Annotated in this window: 15 protein-coding genes and 1 pseudogene; 11 read left to right on the forward strand and 5 right to left on the reverse strand. The window is 67.7% G+C overall.

The window, feature by feature from the left end:
• Positions 1–19 precede the first annotated feature (19 nt).
• Positions 20–1,468, forward strand: coding sequence for a phytoene desaturase family protein (locus HGK68_RS09175; protein ID WP_169165691.1), 1,449 nt, complete (start codon positions 20–22; stop codon positions 1,466–1,468).
• On the opposite strand, the gene HGK68_RS09180 is transcribed toward HGK68_RS09175, so the two are convergent.
• Genes HGK68_RS09180 through HGK68_RS09190 form a run of 3 tightly spaced genes read right to left on the reverse strand, consistent with a single transcriptional unit; the run spans position 1,455 to position 7,731 of the window.
• Positions 1,455–3,482 (reverse strand): serine/threonine-protein kinase, encoded by a 2,028-nt coding sequence (locus HGK68_RS09180; protein WP_169165692.1) that lies wholly within the window; start codon positions 3,480–3,482, stop codon positions 1,455–1,457. The two genes, HGK68_RS09175 and HGK68_RS09180, sit on opposite strands and share 14 nt — an antisense overlap.
• On the reverse strand, positions 3,479–4,720 hold the full coding sequence (locus HGK68_RS09185; protein ID WP_169165693.1) for a type 1 periplasmic-binding domain-containing protein: 1,242 nt from the start codon (positions 4,718–4,720) through the stop codon (positions 3,479–3,481). The genes HGK68_RS09180 and HGK68_RS09185 overlap by 4 nt, the downstream gene beginning before the upstream one ends.
• Positions 4,720–7,731, reverse strand: a complete 3,012-nt coding sequence (locus HGK68_RS09190) for a hypothetical protein (RefSeq protein ID WP_169165694.1) — start codon at positions 7,729–7,731, stop codon at positions 4,720–4,722. Before HGK68_RS09190 ends, HGK68_RS09185 begins: the two co-directional genes overlap by 1 nt.
• A gap of 387 nt (positions 7,732–8,118) precedes the next feature.
• Between HGK68_RS09190 and HGK68_RS09195 the strand changes: the two genes are divergently transcribed.
• The 9 genes and pseudogenes from HGK68_RS09195 (at position 8,119) to HGK68_RS09230 (ending at position 18,731) form a co-directional block, all read left to right on the forward strand.
• Positions 8,119–8,415 (forward strand): WXG100 family type VII secretion target, encoded by a 297-nt coding sequence (locus HGK68_RS09195; protein ID WP_169165695.1) that lies wholly within the window; start codon positions 8,119–8,121, stop codon positions 8,413–8,415.
• A gap of 117 nt (positions 8,416–8,532) precedes the next feature.
• Positions 8,533–9,030: pseudogene (locus tag HGK68_RS16350) on the forward strand (FHA domain-containing protein); the annotation flags it as partial.
• 213 nt (positions 9,031–9,243) lie between these two features.
• Entirely contained in the window at positions 9,244–12,927 is a 3,684-nt protein-coding gene (locus HGK68_RS09200; protein ID WP_246260238.1) for an FtsK/SpoIIIE domain-containing protein, read from the forward strand.
• Between the two features lie 8 nt (positions 12,928–12,935).
• Positions 12,936–13,199 carry a hypothetical protein gene (locus HGK68_RS09205; RefSeq protein WP_169165697.1) on the forward strand — a complete coding sequence of 88 codons (264 nt, stop codon included), beginning with the start codon at positions 12,936–12,938 and terminating at the stop codon, positions 13,197–13,199.
• 2 nt (positions 13,200–13,201) lie between these two features.
• Complete coding sequence (locus HGK68_RS09210; protein ID WP_169165698.1) at positions 13,202–15,286, forward strand: WXG100 family type VII secretion target; 2,085 nt, start codon at positions 13,202–13,204, stop codon at positions 15,284–15,286.
• The gene (locus HGK68_RS09215; RefSeq protein ID WP_169165699.1) at positions 15,283–15,981 is read left to right on the forward strand and encodes a hypothetical protein; all 699 of its coding nucleotides are present in this window, start codon (positions 15,283–15,285) and stop codon (positions 15,979–15,981) included. The genes HGK68_RS09210 and HGK68_RS09215 overlap by 4 nt, the downstream gene beginning before the upstream one ends.
• Before the next feature lie 1,080 nt (positions 15,982–17,061).
• Complete coding sequence (locus tag HGK68_RS09220; protein ID WP_169165700.1) at positions 17,062–17,760, forward strand: hypothetical protein; 699 nt, start codon at positions 17,062–17,064, stop codon at positions 17,758–17,760.
• Positions 17,761–17,839: 79 nt separating this feature from the next.
• Positions 17,840–18,541, forward strand: coding sequence for a hypothetical protein (locus tag HGK68_RS09225; protein ID WP_169165701.1), 702 nt, complete (start codon positions 17,840–17,842; stop codon positions 18,539–18,541).
• 46 nt (positions 18,542–18,587) lie between these two features.
• Positions 18,588–18,731 carry a hypothetical protein gene (locus tag HGK68_RS09230; RefSeq protein ID WP_169165702.1) on the forward strand — a complete coding sequence of 48 codons (144 nt, stop codon included), beginning with the start codon at positions 18,588–18,590 and terminating at the stop codon, positions 18,729–18,731.
• Between the two features lie 65 nt (positions 18,732–18,796).
• Here HGK68_RS09230 and HGK68_RS09235 read toward each other — a convergent pair whose 3' ends face one another.
• Together HGK68_RS09235 and HGK68_RS09240 are read right to left on the reverse strand one after the other, a co-directional pair.
• Positions 18,797–19,825, reverse strand: a complete 1,029-nt coding sequence (locus HGK68_RS09235; protein ID WP_169165703.1) for an App1 family protein phosphatidate phosphatase — start codon at positions 19,823–19,825, stop codon at positions 18,797–18,799.
• A 10-nt stretch (positions 19,826–19,835) separates the two neighbouring features.
• A complete protein-coding gene (locus HGK68_RS09240; protein WP_169165704.1) occupies positions 19,836–20,678 on the reverse strand; it encodes a LysR family transcriptional regulator ArgP in 843 nt (280 codons plus the stop codon).
• A 70-nt stretch (positions 20,679–20,748) separates the two neighbouring features.
• On the opposite strand from HGK68_RS09240, the gene HGK68_RS09245 reads away from it, so the two are divergent.
• Positions 20,749–21,357, forward strand: a complete 609-nt coding sequence (locus HGK68_RS09245; RefSeq protein WP_169165705.1) for a LysE/ArgO family amino acid transporter — start codon at positions 20,749–20,751, stop codon at positions 21,355–21,357.
• Positions 21,358–21,405: the final 48 nt, after the last annotated feature.

The following is a 21,405-nucleotide window of genomic DNA, read 5'->3' on the forward strand; positions in this document are numbered from 1 at the left end:
CTCCGCTTACCGTCGAGGCATGACATGCGACGCCGTGGTGGTCGGTTCGGGCCCCAATGGACTCGCGGCGGCCGTCACCCTCGCGCGTGCCGGGCTGGAGGTCGTCGTCCTCGAGGGACAACCGACAGCCGGTGGCGGGTCACGCACCGTCGACCTGGGCCTGGCCGAAGGCATCCGGCACGACCCCTGTTCCGAGGTGCACCCGATGGCGTGGGCGTCGCCGTTCTTCCGCGCGCTCGGACTCGCAGACCGGGTCGAGCTGCTCACCCCGGAGGCATCCTTCGCCCATCCACTCGACGGCGGCCGGGCCGCAGTGGCGTGGCACGACCTGGAGCGGACCGTCGACGAGCTCAGCCTCGCAGGAGGGGCGTGGTGGCGCCGGACGATCGGACCGCTCGGCGACCACGGCGCCCGGGTCGCCGAGCTGTTGCTCGAGTCACCGACCACGCAGCTCCGGCCCGATGTCCTCGCCCCGACCGTCGCCGTCGCCCGCGCCACCGCGACCCTCACCCTGCGTCCGCCCACGGCACCCGATGCCGCCGGCCTGATCTCGGGGGTAGCCGCCCACGCGATCGCGCCCCTGCGCAGGCCGACCGCCACCGGAACCGCGGTGCTGCTCGCCGGGCTCGCCCACACGGGTGCCGGCTGGCCGATCCCCCGCGGCGGTTCGCAGGCCATCGCCGATGCGCTGATCGCGGACCTGTTGGCGCACGGCGGCCGCATCATCACCGACCATCCGGTGCGCGGTCCAGCGGATCTTCCCCCGGCCCGCGCGACCCTGTTCGCGACAGCTCCCCCAACGGTCGCAGCCGCCCTCGGCAGCGCCCTGGCACCGGAGACCTCGCACCGGTTGTCCCGCCACCGAGCGGGCCCGGGTGCCGCTGCCAAGGTGGACCTGGTGGTGCGGGGACCGATCCCGTGGACCGACCCGCGGATCGGCGAGTCAGCGACCGCCCACCTCGGAGGGGGTCGCGGCCAGATCGACGCCGCCGAACGCCTGGTGTCCAGCGGCCAACACCCCGAGCATCCCTACGTCCTGCTCGGTGACCCGGCAGTCGCCGACCCGGATCGCGCCCAGGGCGAGCTGCGGCCGATCTGGGCCTACGCTCACGTCCCGCTCGGATCCACCCGCGACCCGGTGCCGATGGTGCTACGGCAGGTGGAGCGGTTCGCCCCCGGTTTCCGGGACACCGTGGTCGCCGCCCAGGGCATCCCCGCCGCCCAGATGCCGCTGCACAACAGCTCCCTGATCGGGGGCGACATCGCCGGTGGCACCCTCACCCTGCGTCGACTGCTCGCCGGCCCGTTGTGGCGACACGGCCCCTACCGGGTCGGGCTCGAGGGGGTGTACCTCTGTTCCGCCTCCGAACCGCCGGGCCCCGGGGTGCACGGGATGGCCGGCTACCGCGCAGCACGGCTGGCCCTCCGCGAGGTCTGGGGGCTCGACGACCCGCTCAGCGCATCCTGATCCCGAACGGCGTCTCGCCGGAGCTCAGCGCACCGACGCTCACCGCGACCTCACAGCTGGACTCCGGCTGCTCGGCCAGCACGCGGATGCCGATCACCTGGGCAGCGTTGCAGGCGGAGACCGTCACACCGTCCAACCCGGTGCCCCCGGTGAGCGAGGTGAGCAGATCGACCTCCATCCCGTCCGTGGTGTCCTGAGTGAACAGCTCGGTCTCGCTGCCCTCCGCCCCCGACGACCAGGTCGCCAGCACGCGGTACGGCACCACGGTGGACGAGCCGGTCAGGGTGACATCGGTCGGCTCGACCCGGATGCCGCTGACGCGTTGGATCGGGAACACCGTCCCGGTCGCCGCCGACAGCCCGGCATCCGTCGCTTGCTGGACGCTGGTCAGCCAGTCGTGGAAGTCGTCGGGAACTGTCCCGTCGACACCGACCAGCTCCAGGTCCGCTGCCAGGTCGATGGTCGTGGACTGCCCCGCCGCGATCGTGACGTCCTCCAGCCGGTAGCCGCACTCGATGTCCAGGCCGTCCGACGACGCCTTGACCCGTGCGACGACCCCCTGCTCCTCGGCCACCTCCGCACAGCCGGTGCCACCAACGCCGGGCGTGACCAGCAACAGGTCTCCCTGCAGGGGAGCATTCGGCGCGGCGGAGACCGTCACTGTCAGTCCGGTCGTGCCGGCGTTCGTGTCATAGGCGGCATCCAGATCCATCCGCAGCCCGGTGGGCGACGTCGTCCCGCTGAGGTGCGCGGCGGACGTCGTGATCTCCACCTCGGCGTCGGTGGTGCTCGACTCGAACACGCCCGTCTGCCAGAGCACCAGACCGGCACCCGCCATCAGCACGGCTGACCCCGCGCCGATCAGCACCTTCCTGCCGGTCGACATCCGGGCCTGCTCCGGACGCCGGGGGGCCAGCCGAGCGTCCGGACGGGCTGCCGCCTTCATCATGGTGGCGCCGGAGTCGTCCGGCTGGTCCGATTCGGCCAGCATCGGCGTCGGACGGCCCAACGGCTTCATGGGCTTGATCGACGTCGCGTCCATCCCGCCAGCAGCAGGTGCGTCATCCGGTACGGCGGATGCCACGCCCCCGAGGGCACGCTCGACATCGACCTTCGACGGCAGCACGATCGTGCTCTCCACCCAGTCTTCCGGCAGCGCCTGCACCGGCAGCGCCTCGGTCGACAGGACCCCGGACGGCAGCCGTCGCAGCAGACCCGCGGTGGAGGCAGCCGACGACCGTTGCGCCGGGTCCTTCGCCAGCATCAGGTCGATGATCCGCCACAGCGCATCGTCGATCGGCAATCGCGGAGGCGCCGCGTTCACCTGCCGCATCGCGATCGTGACATTCGTCCCCAGCCCCGCGAACGGAGTACGACCGCTGAGCATCTCGTAGAGCACGACGCCGACCGCGTACACATCCGACGCGGGGCCGAACTTGCCGTAAGAGACCAGCTCCGGCGGCATGTAGTTCGGGGTGCCGATCAGCTCGGTCGCCGGTGCCGCCTCGTCCAGCATGATCCCGGCGATGCCGAAGTCGGCCAGGCGGACGTCCTCCGGCGACGGCTCACCCGGGCGGGCCAGCATGATGTTGTCCGGCTTCACATCCCGATGGATCACACCCTGCCGGTGCGCACTCTCCAGGGCGTCCAACACGGAGGCGGCCAGTGGCACCGCCAGCGACGCCGGTAGGGTGCGCTGTTCCTGCAGCACACTGCCGACGCTCGGGCCCTCGATCAGGTCCATCACGATCGCGAGGTCCTGGCCCTCGACCACGAAGTCGTGCACCTTGACGATGTGCGGGTGGTCGAGCCCCAGAAGCACCGACCGCTCGTTGACGAACCGGGCCAGGATCTCCGGGTCTGAGCTGTGCTGCGGCCAGAGCAGCTTGGCCGCGACCGATTCCCCGGTCAGTCGATCCTCCGCGCGCCACACCTCGCCGGAAGCGCCCTGACCGATTCGCTCGGTCAGGGTGTACCGACTGCCCAGAGCTCGCCCGACACCTGTTGAGGTCACGACGCCTTCCCGACGAACCAGAACAGCGACGCCGCCGCGGCACCCTGGGGGTCGAGCGGACGCAGCCCCGGGTCGGAGGTCGAGGCGTGCAGCACCACGACGTCGTCGTCCGACAACGCCTGGGTCCGCCCGAAGTCGAGTGCCGGGCCAGCCAGGCCGTCGGTGTGGTCGAGCCGGAGCGACTCGAGCGCGACCCGCACCTGCGCAGGATCAGTCGACTCCGCCTCGTCCACCGCCCGGACCAGGGCCACCGCGGCATCGTGGCTGGCCACATCGGCCCGGGGTGCGCCCGCCGCACAGCTGTCGTCGCCGTACACATTCAGGCAGTCGACATCACCCGCCGCCAACCGCAGCGCCGCGAAGAAGACGGCCCCGTACTCCCCCTGCTCCGATTCGGCCGCCGACACGTGGTCGCCGGAGTCGGTCCCCGCGCTGTACAACCACCCCGCGGTGGTCCCGCCGCTGCTGAGCAGATCACCGAATGCCGGGGTCAGAGCCTCCGGGGTCAGCACGATCGGCAGCTGCCGGGCACCCAGTCGGCCCTGGAGCGCCACGACCAGCGCCGCCTGCTGCTCCGCCGCCGCGTCGATGACGACCGAGTCGATCTCCCGCGCTTCCAGGGCCGCGATGATCTCGTCCGCCAGCGCGGTGGCGTCGCCGAGCGTCCCGGTCCTGGTGGCGTTGATGTCCGGCGCACGCCCTTCGGCGACCGCCAGATACGGCCGCTCGGCATCCGCCTCGACCAACCCCGCTTCGATCTGGGTGACCACGGCTTCGGTGCTCGGTGCCAGCGACCATGCGGTGGCGGACCCGGCATCGGTGTAGGGCAGGAGAACGGCGGTCTCCGCCTGGTCGGCCAATGCCAGGGCCGACGTCGTGTGCTCCCCCTCGGCCGCCATCACGACGCCGGCCACCCCCGCGTCCAGCAACGACGACATGGCGGCCCGAGCTCCATCGGCAGTGCCATCGTCCAACGCCACCTGGTACTCCACCTCCGTGCCACCCAGGTCGAAGCGGTACCCGGCGACCCGCACGCCCTCGATCATCGATCGGAATTCCGACCCTTCGCCCTCCACCGGCGGGACCAGCACGCCGATCCGGATCGGACCGTCCTGACCGTGGGTCAGGCGCAGCTCCGGGCTCAGCGCCTCCGCCGCCGGTGGTGGTTCCTCGGTGCCACATGCCGTCAGCGCGAGCAGCACACCGGTCAGGACTCCCGCGATCATCGTGCGCTTCATCAGTGCTCTCCCCGCAGCTGGAAGACGAACACCGTCTCCAGATCGTCGTCCACCTGCGCGAACGGTCGGTAGCTGGCGCGTCGCGCCTCGGCCGCATCGAATTGGGCGGCCCGCAGATCGATGTCCCGCAGCTCGCCGGAACGCACGTTGCCGTAGGCGGTGGTGGTGGTGCCGACCGCGTCGAGCACCGTGCCGGTCTCACCCACCTGCGTGGTGATGCTGTGCAGCTTGCCCAGCATGCCGCCGCGGCTGGTCGGGTCCGGCGATCCCAGGTTCGCCAGCAGGTTGGTGAAGGCTTCATCGAGGGTGGCGGCCACCTGCGTCGACTGCGAGGCCGACCGCTGCATCGAGTCGGTGAGCTGCTGCAGCACCTGGCTGGACGTGAGGTCGTAGGAGGCGAGGATCGCGTCCAGCTCCTGCGTCATCTGCGCCTGGGACGCCGCGATCATCGCCAACGACCCCTCGGTGGCGGCGGCTCGCTGCTGGTCCAGGTTGGACGCCAGCTCGCCGGACATCAGGTCGATCTGCGCCTGCGCGCGGTCGAGCGCGCTCTGGGTCTGGGTCGCGGTGAGTGCGAGCTGGGAGTCGGTGCTACGCGTGGTGGTGTCGATCTGGTTGTCCAGGACCGTCAGGCGTTCACCGAGGGTGTGCTGCACACAGAGCAGACGATTGCTCAGCCAGATCACGCTCTGGCCGGCGGCGGTGGGCGGCTGGGCCGCATCCGCTGAACAGCTGCCGGTCCCGGTGAGCGGCTGCACGGCATCGTCCGGCCAGATCCCCTGGACGATGGTCACCAGATCTGCCAGGTCGGCGGCCAGGGCGCTCATGTCGCCGGCGGAGGCCGAGTCGGCCAGGGTCTGCACCCTGTCTGCCAGCTCGATCAGCACCCCGGAGGTCCCGTCCGGGTCGGACAACGCGGTCAGGGCCGCACTGAGGGTGCCACCGTCCACGGTGAGCGACTCGACCTCGCCGATCGCCACGTCCAACGTGTCGAAGCTGGTCCTGAGTGCGGCCAGGGTGTCGGTGGCGGCATCCGCATCCGCGTCCATCGCGGTGATCGTGCCGACCGTCAGGGCGTACCCGGTCACCATGTCCTGGCTGGCCACCGCGAGATCACGCGCCGGGCACCCGGCGACATCCAGCTGACCCAACGCGGCCACGATCTCCTCCGCCGAGGAGAAGGCGCTCAGCTCGGTCGCCCAGTCCGCCGCACAGCCGTCGACCGATGTCACCAGTGCGGTCAGGCCGGCTGCGTACTCGGAGTCGACGAACCACTCACCCACCGATGGTGTCCCGGTGTTGGCGGCCGCGATCGCGTCCAGACGACCGGCCACCGCGTCGGACCCACCGAACAGACCCGCATACAGTGCGTCGCGGGTGGCGCGCAGCGTGGAGACCGCCGTCCTGGCGGCCTCGACCTGAGTCCGAGCCGACCGGGTGGTCTCCCGGGCGCTGTCGACCAGAGCCGCGGTCTCCTGTGCCCAGGCCGCCAGGTCCGAGGAGACACTCGACGCATCGCCGCTGGCAGCGACCAGGCGATCGCGCAACGACGACAACGTCGCCGCGAGCCCGTCGACACCGCTCAACGCGCTGTTCAGCCCCTGCACCGGCAGCTGATCGTAGGACTCACGCACCTGGGTGCTGATGGCCGCCAGCTCGCCGAGGTCGTCCTCGAGCGCCCGGCGGGCGACCGCCAGCGTGCACGCGACGGTGCGCTGATCGGCGGGTGTCGCGACACAGCCCGCCATCGCATCCGGATCGTCCAACACCGACGGATCACCGATCGTCGCCCGCACCATCTCCTGCAACGCGGTCCGGCAGTTGTCGTCGGGCGCTCTGTTACCTGAGGCGAACAGATCCGTGATCGCCCGCAGCTGGGCATCTGCGACGAACACCGTGGCCGCGACCGTGCGGTCCTCCCCCTCGGCGAGGGCCGGCATCGTCACCGAGCACCCCGCGATCGCGGTCGGTGTCATGGCCGGCGCGCTCCTGGTGTTCCCCAGGATCGCGGTCATCGACCGGGACACCGCCTCGATCCCGGAGTGGGTCTGCATCCCCACCTGTTGGATCCCGTTCTGTGTGCTGCCCAGGATCGACTCCAGGTCGGCGGCGGTCGACTCCAGGTGGTCCAGCACCGTCTGCGCACTCGACTCCAGCTCGCCGTAGGTCTGCTCGCCGAGCTGTGACACGTCCTGTTCCAGCGTCTCGTGCACCTCATCCACGAACCGCAACGCCTCGGTCAGCTGCCCGTTGACGTTCTGCACCAGGCTGATCGTCGACGACTCCAACTGCGCCGAGTAGCCGTCGGCGCCGAAGGCACGGTCGACCAGCGCCGACACGGACGGGTCAGTCACCAGCCCCGGCTGCACCGTGATGTCGAAGTCCGGTGCCTGGAAGTCCTGGGTGTCGATCACCAGAGTGAAGTCGGCCGTCGGCGACAGCATCGGCGGGGCCAGGAATGCCGCCCACTGCACTGCACGCCCGGTGTCCGTGGTCTCGGCGAGCACCCCGTTGGTCACCCGCGTGTCATCGGCACCGTCGGCCACCTGCACCACCCGGTCACCCGACCCGACGCTCGCGCTGGCCACGACCGTCAGCGGCACTCCGACCAGCGCCTGCTGCCGATAGTGCGCGCCGTCGGTCTCGAAGCTCAGCTCGGTGGCCTCCGCCGTCAGGTCCTGCACGCTCACCTGCACCACGAACCGGCCCGACTTCCCGGTCAGCGCCGACAGGTCGGTCCCGGCGGCACCGTCGTGCCACCACGATGTCTGCACCCGGACCGGCAGGTCGGCGACCGCGTCGGTCGGGTCGATGTCCACGACGGTCTCGGTGACGTGGTCGTCGGCGTCCTTGGTCACGCTGGCGGTGCGGACGGAGGTGATCGTGGTGTTCGTATCCATGCCGACATTGATGGTCTGCAGGCCGTACTGCTCATTGGCGGCGGCGGGGCGAGTGAGGAAGACGGTGGCGAGAATCGCCAAAATCGCCAAAATGGCGACGGCAGCAATCACGCGCCGCCGACCCCAGCGGGCTGGATGAAACGAACGAGTCCCGGACACACGATCCCCTTGGAGTGACGGGTGACGACCGACGGAAACCGCCGAGTCGCACGGCACAGTGACAACGAGATCGTAACGTATCCGCAGCTCAGAGCGCGTTGACTCGCATCGTCGAACACCTAGGTGACACCACTCAGTTAAGCGATCGACCACCTAGTCAGACCGTCGCGAACACCCACATCATTCGGACATACCGCCATGTTCGCCGAACACGCGACGGTCGCCACACTCAAAAACCGTTCACAGTCGCGAACAGCGCCACATGCGGTCAACCACGACGGCTATCCTGCACCGCCCGGGCATTTTCCGTCCGTTCGATCACCACACAGGGGAGAATTCATGGCCAACTTGAACGTCAGCTACGCCGAGCTCGACAGCGCCGCCAACCAGCTGACCTCCGGTCAGTCACAGCTCGAGCAGCAGCTGCACCAGCTGCAGTCCTTCATCCAGAACCTGGTCTCGTCCGGCTTCGTCACCGACCAGGCGTCGGGTGCCTTCAACGAGACCTACGAGAAGTTCAACACCGCTGCCAGGAGCACGGTGGCGAACCTGGAGATCCTGGCCCAGAACCTGCGGACCACCGCCCAGGTGCTGCAGGACACCGACCAGCAGATCGCCTCCCAGCTGCGCGGCTGAGCCACCCCGGGTCGCGGGCGCGTCCCGCCCGATGACCTCACGTCCACGACCGCCCCCCTCAGCTGAGGGGGGCGGTCGTGCTGGTACCAGCACACCCGGCATCTGCCCTGAGGAACCATGCGCACGCGAGTCGTCCTGCGCCGTCCGAACGCGACGGCGACCCCGGTCACCATCACCACCGACGCCACCGCCACCGCCGGCGACCTCGCCGACGCGCTGGTCCGCGCCGATCCGAGTTCGGCTGTCGACGGTGCTCCCGAGCTTCGCATCCATCGACCCGACGACGTGGACTTCCGCCGGATCCGCCGGGCGACCAGCCTCACCGAGGCGGGCTTCCGTGCCGGCTCGACCATCGTGGTCTCCGCGCGCGACGCCTCGGAGGGCACCTCGGGCTCGGTGGCGGTCGCTCGACTGGTCGTGGTGGCGGGCCCCGACTCCGGTCGCGAGATCGAGCTCGGTGCGGGCATCGCCACCATCGGCCGGGGAGCCGACTGCGACCTCCAGCTGACCGACTCGCAGGTCTCCCGGCTGCACGCCCGCCTCCTGGTCGGCGACCAGATCGAGATCATCGACGCCGGGTCGGCCAACGGTGTGCTGATCGGCGACGGCCCGGTCACCCGGGGGGTGGTGCGCCCGGACGACATCATCGTGCTCGGCACCACCCAGCTCCAGGTCCTGGTCATCGACCCCGACGCCTCCCAGCACAAGGTCGGTGCGACCGGCGCTGTCCTCGCCTTCAACCGCTCACCCCGACTCGTCGAGCGCTACCCCGAGCGCAACGTGCCCGCACCCGAGGTGCCCACACCGCCGCAGCCGACGAAGTTCCCGATGCTGGCACTGGTCGCCCCGGTGATCATGGGCACGGTGGTGTTCAGCGTCACGCGCAACCCGATGTCGCTGATGTTCGTCGTCCTGAGCCCGATGATGATGCTCGGCAACTGGTGGAGCGGTCGCAGCACCGGGCGCAAGAAGCTCGCGGCCGAGACCCTCGCCTTCACCGAGGGCCTGGACCTGCTGCGACAGCAGATCGCCACCGATCACGCCATCGAACGTGAAGCCCGCCTCGCCGAGTCCCCCGCCACCCGCGAGACCGTCGGGGCGGCCCTGGGCATGGCACCGGTGCTCTGGTCGGCCCGTCCCCGGGAAACCGGCTTCGGCTCGATCCGGCTCGGCACCGGGACCGCCCCGTCCCGCACCACCATCGACGCCCCGCCGCGCGGCCAGGCCGATGCCACGATGTGGGCCGAGCTCCAGGCGGCGATGGCCGAGATGGCAGACGTTCCGGATGTCCCGCACGTCGCCGAGCTCACCGCACTCGGGGTGCTGGGTATCGCCGGAGAGCTCGCCGCCGCCGAACCCGTCGCCCGCGCGATCATGGCGCAGATCGCCTGCCTGCACTCGCCCGCCGAGCTGGTGATCGCCGGCGTCGCCTCCCACACCAGCGCCGCGCGCTGGGAGTGGCTGTCCTGGCTACCGCACGTGGATTCGTCGCACTCCCCGCTGTCGGCACACCTCGCGACCAGCCCGGCGGCCTGTGCCACCGTCGTCACCCAGCTCGAGGAGCTGATCGCCGCGCGGCTGGGCGTGGGCGGTGCGCGCAACGACCCCGCCCTGCCCTGGGTGGTCCTGCTGGTCGAGGACGACGCGCCGGCCGAACGCGGGCGTCTGGTCCGGATCGCCGAGGAAGGCCTGGCCGCCGGAGTGCTCGTGATCTGGCGCGCCGACACCCAGCGTCGGCTGCCGGCCTCGTGCCGCGCCGTCCTGGTCACCGAGGGCACGGGTGCCCGCACCGGCCGGACCGAGGACGGCATCTGGTACGACATCGTCCCCGAAACCCTGGATGCCGAGGCCGCGATGACTCTGGCCCGGCACCTGGCTGGTGTCACCGACGCCGGTGCCCTCACCGTCGACGAATCCGACCTGCCCCGAGCCGTCGGTTACCTCGCCGTCGCCGGAGCCGAGATCGCCTCCGACCCACGCGCCGTCATCGAGCAGTGGAACGAGACCGGGTCCATCCTCAACCGCACTGGCGACCCCGTGCGCCGCAGCTCCGACGCCCACCTACGCGGCATCATCGGCCAAGGCACCGACGGCGAATTCGTCCTCGACCTGCGCTCCCAAGGCCCACATGCCCTGGTCGGCGGCACCACCGGAGCCGGGAAATCCGAGTTCCTGCAAGCCTGGGTGATGGGGATGGCAGCCGCCCACTCCCCCGACCGCGTCACCTTCCTGTTCGTCGACTACAAAGGCGGCGCCGCCTTCGCCGACTGCGTCAAACTCCCGCACACCGTAGGCCTGGTCACCGACCTCGCCGGACACCTGGTCCGCCGCGCCCTGACCTCGCTGCGCGCCGAACTGCGCTACCGCGAACACCTCCTGGCCCAAGCACAAGCCAAAGACCTGCTCGCCCTCGAACGCACCGGCGACCCCCGCACCCCACCAGCCCTGATCATCGTCGTCGATGAATTCGCCGCCCTCGTCCACGAGATCCCCGAATTCGTCGACGGCGTCGTCGACGTCGCCCAACGCGGCCGCTCCCTGGGCCTGCACCTGGTCCTGGCCACCCAACGACCCGCCGGCGTCATCAAAGACAACCTGCGAGCCAACACCAACCTCCGCATCGCCCTACGCATGGCCGACGAATCCGACTCCTCCGACGTCCTGGGCACCCCCATGGCCGCCCACTTCGACCCCCGCATCCCCGGCCGCGGCGCCGTCCGCACCGGCCCCGGACGCCTCGCCATGTTCCAAACCGGCTACGTCGGCGGCCGCTCCGACTCCGCACCCCCACCCGTGTCCATCGGCATCGAATCCCTCACCTTCGGACCCGGCGAAGAGTGGACCATCCCCCCAACACCCGAATCGCTGCTGCCCCGACCCGCCGACGGCCCCACCGACGCCGCCCGCATCGTCGAGACCCTGCGCCGCGCGGCCACCGAGGCCGGTATCCCCGCGCCCCGACGACCCTGGCTGGACGAAATGCCCGCCGTAATCGCCCTGGACACCGAATCCGGACACAACGACGGCGACCTGCCTCTGGGCATGATCGATGTCCCCGCCGACCAAGCGCAGGTCACCTTCCGCTACCGACCCGACGAGGAAGGCTCGTTCGCCGTTTACGGCAACTCCGGTGCCGGAAAATCCACCGTGCTGCGCTCCCTCGCCGTGGCCGCCGCCACCGCCCAAGGACACGTGCAGATCTACGGACTGGACTTCGCCGGCGGGGCACTCGACATGCTTGATGCCCTGCCACAGGTCGGATCCATCGTCTCGGGCAATGACCTCGAACGGGTCCTGCGCGTCACCCACGACCTGGTCGACAACCTCGACGCCCGCGCCGAGACCTTCTCCGCAGCCCGCGCCTCCTCCGTCACCGACTACCGCCGACTCACCGGCAAAGACGAACCCCGTATCTTCCTGCTCGTCGACGGACTCGGCGCACTACGCGAAGCCCTCGACGCCGATCCGCAGCGCAAGTCCGCCTCAGCCGCACTCTCACGACTGGTCGCCGAGGGCCGCCCGCTCGGCATCCATGTGATCCTCTCCGCCGAACGCCCCAACGCGATGAGCTCCGCGATGGCCGCCTCCATCTCCAGCCGCATGATCATGCGGCAGAGCGAAGAGAACACCTACGGCACCCTCGGCGTCGCCAAAGACGCTCTCGGCACCGACCCACTCCCCGGACGCGCAGTCATGGCCGGCACCAGCGACGAAATCCAGGTCGCCGTACCCGACGGCATCGTCGACACCGCCCACCAGTCCCAAGTGATCGAACGCATCGGCGAGCGACTGCGCACGGACGCCACAACCCCCGCGGCACCGGAAGTGCGCCGACTGGAGATCATGATTTCTGCCAGTGCCATGCCGTCATCGGTCGGAGACGATCCCGTCCTCGGTGTCCCAGAAACCACCCTGCGCCCCCTGGGATTCGAACGCCGCGGTGCACTCCTGATCGCAGGAATGCCCGGGTCTGGACGAACCACCACCGTGATCAGCATGGCGTACTCGCTCAAGCGCCACATGCCCGACGCTCCCCTCTACTACATAGGAGGACGACGCAGTCCGGCCTTCCAGAACGACGTCTGGACCCAAGCGGTCCGGCGCGCGGAACACATCAAGACGCTCCTCGACGAACTGCAACCACACCTGGACACACCCGCCGAGGACGGCCAGCCCCTCACCCTGATGATCGAAGCGATCGGCGACCTCGCCGGAGGCGAGCACGAACTCGCGCTCGCTGCGGCGGTGCGTGCAGCCAAGCGCAACGGACACCTGATCATCGCTGAATCCGAGACACCCACCTGGACCACGATGTCCAGCACCCTCAGCGAAATCCGTGCATCGCGGCGCGGAATCGTCCTGCAACCCGCACAAGAAGACGGTGCCAGCGTTCTCAGAGTCGGATTCCCTCGCCTACGCACCGCCGACTTCCCGCCCGGCCGCGGCATGTACGTCGCCTCCGGCACCATCACCACCGTCCAGATCCCGTACCCCTTCACCAGCATCGACTGAGGCACACCATGGCAACCCTCCGCTTCGACGACGCCACGATCCGCGAGATCGGGGCCAGTCTCACATCCAACTCACAGAGCCTGGACTACACCACGCAATGGAACAACGCTTGCGACCTCGGCGACGAAGGGCTCAACGACTTACTGGCCCAGGTCCGCTCGACGATCAACAACGGTACCCATGGCGCGCAGACCGCATTGTTCTCCCTCGGCAGTGCCGCGATCGACAGTGCCGATGCGTGGACCGCGGCCGACCAAGCACAGGCAGGCTGATCATGTCCCAATGGAATAAGAACCACCCCGGCGAAGGCCAGCCCGGCGAAGTCACCACCGCAGCGACCACCATCCGGGAGATCGCCACCAAACTCGAGCAGGTCAAAGACAAGCTCAGCGCCGAGACAGCACGCGTCACCGACGCCACCTGGCAAGGCACCTCCGGCACCACCTTCCGCGACCGGGCCATCAGCACCCAGACGGACCTGCACCTGTTCGCACAGTGGCTCACCGACACCGAGACCGCGCTCAACGTCTACGGGCCTGGCCTGACGGACATCAAAACCCAACAAGCACACCTGCGTGCCAAGATCAAAGCCGACGAAGAAGAGAAGGCGGCCGCGCGCAACGGATCGACCGTCACCGCCGCGTACAGCACCGCCACTGCCGACCTCGCCGCCCATAGGACTCAGTGGGACGCGCTCGAAACCCAACGCATCAACCTGAACGCGGCACTGCGAGGGCAGCTCTCGACGATGCCGTCGGTCAGCCTCATCCAACTCGGTGCTGTCATGGCGGCCTCCGGGCACAAAGCCGGCAAGCCTCTCACTAACAGCGACATCCTCACCGCCCTGATCGACAACAGCGAAGACATCGCCGACGGCAAGAATGACCCGACCACTCTCGCAGGCCTGGCCGAACTCCTCCGCTACACCACCATGGACCCGGAACTCGCCGATTCGTACATGCAAAAGACCGGCGGCACCGAGCTGACCAACTTGCTCGACCGACTCGACGTCATCGACGCTAACGGCGGAACACACCAAACCATCGTCGACATCCAGTGCCGACTGCGCACCACGTTCTCGGTCGCGTCAGCCACCTGGGACCGCGACGCAGCCGACTCATTCAACTCCGCCATGATGGAAGGCACCAACGCACCCCTGGCCGTCGCCTACCTCTATTACGACGCCGCCAACGCCCCCATGAGCCAGACCATGAGCCAATCCATCGCCGAGCTCATCCAGATCAAGGAACTCGCGGACGGACGACCGTGGGTCTGGAGCGGCAACGTCACGGCGATGGCCGGGCAGATGGACGCGTTCGTGCTGACCAACGGAGTTGACCGCAGCACACTCGCCGACCCCGCATACAGCGCGCTCGTCCAGATCGCCAACCAACCCGACGCAGCACTCGACTGGATCACCAGCGACGACCACCTGGAGTTCTGGTACTCACAACGAGACTGGAACCACGGCGAAGGTGCCAGCGCACCCTCCATCCTGTGGGCGTCCATCCAAGACACACCCGGCGCGCTCCTTGGCGAGGACTGCGACATCGACCGCGTCCGGCAACTCGCCAAGGCTAATGCCGACATCATCAACTACTGGAAAGACACCGTCCTCACTGGTAAATCGAGCATCAATGAAGACGGGCTCCAGGCCCTTGCGCACGTTGTGACCACCCAGATGCCCTATTGGATCGAAACCGGAATCTGGCAGGTCAACGGGTTGAAAGAAGGCGCACGATACGACCCGAGGCAGGAAATCGACTGGATGAACGGGATCACCGGACCCGCGTGCGTCATCTCTGACAGGGCTCTGATCGATTTGCTCCGCTTGATCAGCAATTCCGACACTGCGACGGAGACCGTGATCGAGGGAACAGAAGGCCTTGCGCACGCAATGATGACCAACACCCAAGGTCAGATCGAAGCCAGTAGTTACAGCGAATCCCTGGGCAAGGTCGCAGCCATCTATGGGCTGATCGACGGATCTGGGATCGCGCATTCGCTAGCGGCAGCACAACTACACGATGCCATCGCCCAAGGCTGGATCGACTCACTCTCGTTTGCGTCTGGATTCGCCCCCGGCGGCACGGTCAAGGACGCAATCGCCGCCGGCGGCGCGACCGTGGCTTCCAACGCCTGGGCCGACACCTACGCCACCCGAGTGAGTGAACTATTCAATGGCACCAATCCCAACGACCAACAACTAGAAGAAACCCGCAACAGCCAACTCGCCGACCTCGCTAACCAATTCATCCCCGTGGAGATCCTTGCGAATAAGGAGGGTGGCTCTCAAGACTTTGCCGACGAGGCTGCGTCCCGCTACGAACTCAACCGCTACCCCGGAGCCATGTCGTGAACCGCCGCCCCACATTCATCGCCGTAATCTGCACAGCCGCCGCCGTAGTTGCTGGTTGTGCAAGCCCTCAAACCTGGCCATCCCAAGATGCCAACGGCTTGCACATCCCATCCATCGTCTGGCCCGAAGGCCCACCAAAACTTGAGGACGAACGCGTTTCCACAATCATCAACGCCGAGGTGATCCTCGCGGCCGCCAACAACGCCCACGACTATTCCAGCCCCACATTGCGTCTATACCTCACCGAGGAATACATCAGACGCCAAGCCAAACTCTCTGGCGGGTCTGCTGTCGACCCCGGCGGTGCCTCCGCTGACTTTCCCTACTATTTCACAGCAGGTCCAGACCCGTTGAAAGTCGAAGAAGTCCGAGACACCGGTACTGGAGCCGAAGTCGACGTTTGCACCGGCGGGGGTGGCTATCCGTGGATCAACAACAATGATGATGTAAATCCTGTCGCATATCTGGGTGAACACAAAACTGGCGTCGCTTGGATCTATGTCCTCACGCGGCAATCGGACGGCACGCTTCTCGTCTCTGACTCACATCTCCGCAGCGCGGACGACTGCAGTACCAACAATATCAAGTATGGGATCTTCGACCCGCAGCCACCCTACGGTGACGTAGTGCACGAGGACGAGTTTATCCAGCCCGACGGATCCCACGGCCGTCTAGACGAAGGTGACGCTTCCTGATACGTCGTCCCTACAACATTTTCAAGCCAGGCGAGAACGGGAATCACAATACGGGATCGGCCATGAGAGGAGACGTGTCGTGACCTGGATTCGTTCGCACCTAGCTCTAGTAGTCAGTTCAATCGCAGTCGCAGTTGCCGTGTGCGCTATCGCGGTGCTCTACGCGACCGCCCCTGCACGGCGAAATGCCGCAGCACAACCAAGCCCCGTACCAACCATCGACCTCAGCGCTCCTGCACCCGACTACGAACTCACCCCAGCACTTGACGCATCCAACCCTCTCGAGGACACCGACGCGGTACGCACGATCCGCGAGACCTATTCAGCCTCAGCCTGGGCAAACCTTACAAACAACAACAATTTCGCCCAGTACCGCCTCTATGTCGCACACTGGAACTCGCCAGTGGCCGGTAACGGTGCACCCGGGCAACGCATCAAGAGCGATCTTGTCCCAATAGGTCCAGTCCCTTTCACCCCCGTTTCAGTTACCGAGAACACTGATGGTTCCGCCACGGTGTCCGTCTGCATGAAGGGTGATACGCAGTCTTTTAAGCCGTCTACAGGCGAGTCCGGGTCGCAAGGGCTCGGCGCCCTGGTTCAAGAAACCTATGCGGTCTCGCCGCTAACCGAGTCCGAACGGACGGAGCTCGCCGCATTTAACCCGCCAGCAGATTTCCTGCGGATGAGGGACACCGACGATACCGCACCGCCTGTCGACTGCTCCCGTGTCCCGGTCGTGACGCAAACGTTTGCGAATTGGAAGACACTATATGTTGACTAGGCCGTTCCACCCGTGCGCGCGTCTGCTTCGGCAGCCACGCGGGCGCAAGTGGGTATTAGGCACCAGCAGACTCTCGGGCCGTGTCGGCTATAGCAACAGACCACAGCAGTGGCAACCTAGAACGCTGGCACCAATCCCCACGACCAGCAACTAGAAGACACCGGCGACAGCCAACTCGCCGACCTCGCTAACCAATTTATCGCCGTGGATATCCCTGCGAATAAGGAGGGTGGCTCTCAAGACTTTGCCGACGAGGCTGCGTCCCGCTACGAACTCAAACGCTACCCCGGAGCCATGTCGTGAACCGCCGCCTCTCAATCATCGCCGCACTCTGCACGGCGGCCGCCGTAGTTGCTGGTTGCGCAAGCCCTCAGACCTGGCCATCCCAGGACGCTGACGGCTTGCACATCCCATCCATCGTCTGGCCCGAAGGCCCACCAAACCTCGACGACGAACGCGTATCCACCATCATCAATGCCGAGGTGATCCTCGCGGCCGCCAACAACGCCCACGACTATTCCAGTCCCACGTTACGTCTATACCTCACCGAGGAGTACATCGCACGCGAAGCCGAACGTTCGAGCCGCTCCGCGGTCAATCCCAAGGGAAGCTCCACGGACCTCGCATACTACTTCTTCGTCGGGCCGTCGCCCTTGATAGTCGGGAACACTCGCGACACCGACGCTGGCGCAGAGGTGGACGTATGCCTCGCCGGAGGCGGGTACCCCTGGCGCAACGATAAAGGCGACCCTGACCCTGTCGCTTATTTGGGCGAGCACAAAACTGGCGTCGCGTGGAGATATATCCTCTCACGACAATCGGATGGTTCGCTTGTTGTTTCCAATTCCTACTCTCGCCATCTCGACGATTGTGGTATCAACAATGTGAAGTACGGCGTGTTCGACCCGCAGCCACCCTACGGTGACGTAGTGCACGAGGACGAGTTTATCCAGCCCGACGGATCCCACGGCCGTCTAGACGATGGTGACGCTTCCTGATGCGTCGTCGATGCCCTCACCGTCGACACATCCGAAATGAGCTGCACAATACTGGCTCGACCGCGAGGAGGGACATGCCATGACCTGGATTCGAGCACACTTTAGTACACTCGTCATCGTAGGCATTTCCTTGGCCTTGATCTGCCTGATGGCTCTATTGTATTCGAGCGCCGAGCAGCGCCAGAAAACGGCGCATCAACCAACGTCTGTACCGACCATCCCCCTTAGCCCCCCAGCACCGAACTATGAACTGACCCCCGCCATCGAAACGACCGATCCTCTCGAAGCCACCGAAGTGGTACGCACTATCCGTGAAACCTACGCAGCCCGAGCGTGGGCGAGTCTCGTTAATAGCGAGGATTGTGCTCAATACCGCCTATACGAAACCCCACCCAGCTCGCCAGTCGAAGACGGCGACCCCAGGGGAGACCGCGTCGAGAGCTATCCTGTATCGATTGGACCTACCCCGTTCACCCCTGTTTCGGTCACGAGCTCCGAAAACGGTGGTTTCGTAGTATCGATCTGTGTCGAAAGTGACACGCAAGTGTATTATCCGTCGAGTCAAACTGTCGAGTCAATCGGACTAGGCGTGGTGCACCAGGAAACGTTCGAAGTCTCCCCTCTGACCGATGCTGAAAGGCTTGCCCTCGCTGCATACGACCCGTCAACGAGTCTTCTCCGCATGCGGGACACCGACGCCACGGTGCCGCGCGTGGACTGCTCCACCGTTCCGGTCATCACTCAGACTTTCGCGGAGTGGAAGAAGCACTTTGTTGAATAGTTCACTTGGTTGGCGGCCCGAGTCGGGACGATGAGCGGTGAATGGAGTGCTCGCTTCACCGGACGCCGAACCGACGACGGAGGTCAATCTGGGCAGGGTGTCCGAGTACACGGTGCGGCCGAACGTCTCCGGTGGCGGCCAGTTCACCGACCTCGAACCGTCGACGTATGAGGGCAGCGCCCGCTGCTGACTCGAGGGGGGTGACGGTCGGTTGTTTCGAGCCGACGCTCACCGTGCCTGCGGAGGCCCCGTAGCTCACACCACCCCAGCCGCCCGCAGCCGCTCCGCCAACACCGTCCCGTTCTCCCCGCTCACCACCACCGCGTCCCCGCGTTCCAGCCCCGCCATCCCCTCCCGAGCGATGGGCAGCGGCACCGGCGTACCGCTGGCGACCACCTGCTCGACCGCCGACAGCTGCCGGATCGCCACCGCCTCGACTCGCCCGGGCCGTGCCTCGTCGAAGGCCCGGTAGATCTCCGGGTCGTGCTGTCCGTCGTCGCCGATCAGCACGAAGCGCAGGTCGGGGAACTCGTCGGCGAGCTGGACCAGGGTGTTGGCCTTGTGTTCGCGGCCGGAGCGGAAGAGTGCGGTGCCGGTGGGTCCGAAGTCGGTGAGCAGGAGGGCTCCGGCGGGCAGGCCGACCCGGGTGAAGAACCTGCCGAGCGCCCCGGCGGTGTTCCAGGCGCCGTTGGACAGGTAGAACATGCCGGTGTCCTGGTCGGCGGTGAGGGCCTGGTAGAGGTCGGCCATGCCGGGGACGGCTTGGCGACTGGTCTCGCTGCGGACCAGGAAGTTCCAGGCGGCGACCCAGGGCCGGGGCATGTAGGTGACCAGCACGGTGTCGTCGATGTCCGAGACCACGGCGCGGCGGGCGTCCGGCGACAGGACGTGGATCGGCGCCTCAACGTCCTGGTCGCCGCCGGGGACGGAGAGCAGCAGGGTGCGCCGTCCGGGGTCGAGCGCGAGCGGGACGACGGCGTCGACGTACCCGCCGCGATCGGTGCGCACGATGTCGATCAGGGTGCCGTCCGGGTAGCGGATCTCGACCTCGGCACCGGGGTACTCGGCGGTGATCAGGTTGCGCCAGCCGCGGCGGGCGGTGGATCCGGGTCCGGGAGCCAGCGGGTCGCCGAGCAGGACCCGCGCCCGGACCCGGACCCAGCTGGTCGAGCCGTAGGACGGGTAGGCGGCGATCCGCGGGATGTAGCCCTGCTGGCCCAGGTGCCGCACCACCCGGGCGACGACGCGGTCCTCGGTGCTGGCGACCCACTCGGCGAAGCTCATCGCAGCAGTATCACCGCAGGTGGGTGGCTGCCGCCGCTCGAACGGCCTCCCCGGTGCGGTCGAGCGCCCGGGTGGCGAGGGACCACTGTTGCCAGTACAGCGTCACGTCGATGCTGTGCTGGTCCAGGACGGTCAGACCGGTGTCCGGTTCGGTGTCCGGGAGCATCCCCCAGCCCATCCCGAGCCGGACCGCGGCGGCGAAGTCGGCGGAGGCGGGGACGTGGTGGCGGGGTGGTGCGGCGGGGTCGACCCGGTGCGCCCGGAGGTAGGCATCCTGCAGGTCGTCCTTGCGGTCGAAGACCACCACCGGGTTCCGGCTGAGCGCCTCCCGGGTCGGCCCGTCGGGGAACGACTCGGGGCGCGCGGTCATCGGTCGGTAGCGCAGGGAGCCGAGGCGGTGCACCGTGCAGCCCTGCACCGGTCGGCCGCTGGTGGTGATCGCCGCCATCACGCTGCCGTCGCGGAGCAGGCTGATCGAGTGCGCCTCGTCCTCCCGGTGCAGGTCGAAGGCGATCTCGGCGGCCAGCGGCGCGAGGGCGGGGAGCACCCAGCTGCCGAGTGAGTCGGAGTTCACCGCGATCGGCAGCAGGGGCGCTGACGCGGCTCCCCCGGCCTCCTGGTGCGCCTGGTCGCTGAGCGCGGTCATCTGCCGGGCCAGTCGCAGGTACACCTGTCCCGCGTCGGTGACCCCGGCCGGGCGGGTGCGCCGCACCAGCACCTGCCCGACGCTCGACTCCAGCGCCCGGATGCGCTGGCTGACCGCGGACTGGGTGAGCCGCAGCTCGTCGGCGGCCGCCTCGAAGGAGCCGTGGTCGATGACCGCGAGCAGGGTGCGCAACTGGCTCAGTTCCATCAGTTCAGCTTATGGCCATGCGATCCGAGTCATTGGACTACTGGGCGTGCGCCGCCCTAGCGTCCAGGCCATGACCTCGTTGCTGGCCGGTTTCGCCTTCGGACTGTCCTTGATCGTCGCCATCGGCGCGCAGAACGCCTTCGTGCTCCGGGTCGGTCTGTCCAGGCGACATGTCGCCGCGGTGGTGGCGGTCTGCGCGCTCAGCGACCTGGTGCTGATCGGTGCCGGGGTCGCCGGGCTGGGTGTCGTCATCGACCAGCACCCGACCGTGCTCACCATCGCCCGGATCGCCGGCGCCGCGTTCCTGGTCGGCTACGCGGCCCTCGCCCTCCGCCGGGCCGCACGTCCCACGGTGCTGGCGGTCGAGGACGAGCGACCCGCCGTGAGCTTGGCCGGGGTGGTCAGCACCGCACTCGCGCTCACCTGGCTGAACCCGCACGTCTACCTGGACACCGTGGTCCTGCTCGGATCGGTCGCCGCGGGCTACGACGACCTGCGCTGGTGGTTCGGCGCGGGGGCGATGCTGGGGTCGATCGTCTGGTTCACCGCGCTGGGGTACGGGGCGCGGCTGCTGACCCCGCTGTTCGCCCGGCCGAACGCCTGGCGGGTGCTGGACGGGGTGATCGCGGTGGTGATGCTGGCCATCGCGGGCAGTCTGCTGGCCGGGCTGCGGGGCTGAGCCACCCCCGCCACCGGGCCCAACGAGCCCACCGAGCCCACCGAGCCC

Source organism: Cellulomonas taurus, assembly GCF_012931845.1.
GTDB lineage: Bacteria > Actinomycetota > Actinomycetes > Actinomycetales > Cellulomonadaceae > Cellulomonas > Cellulomonas taurus.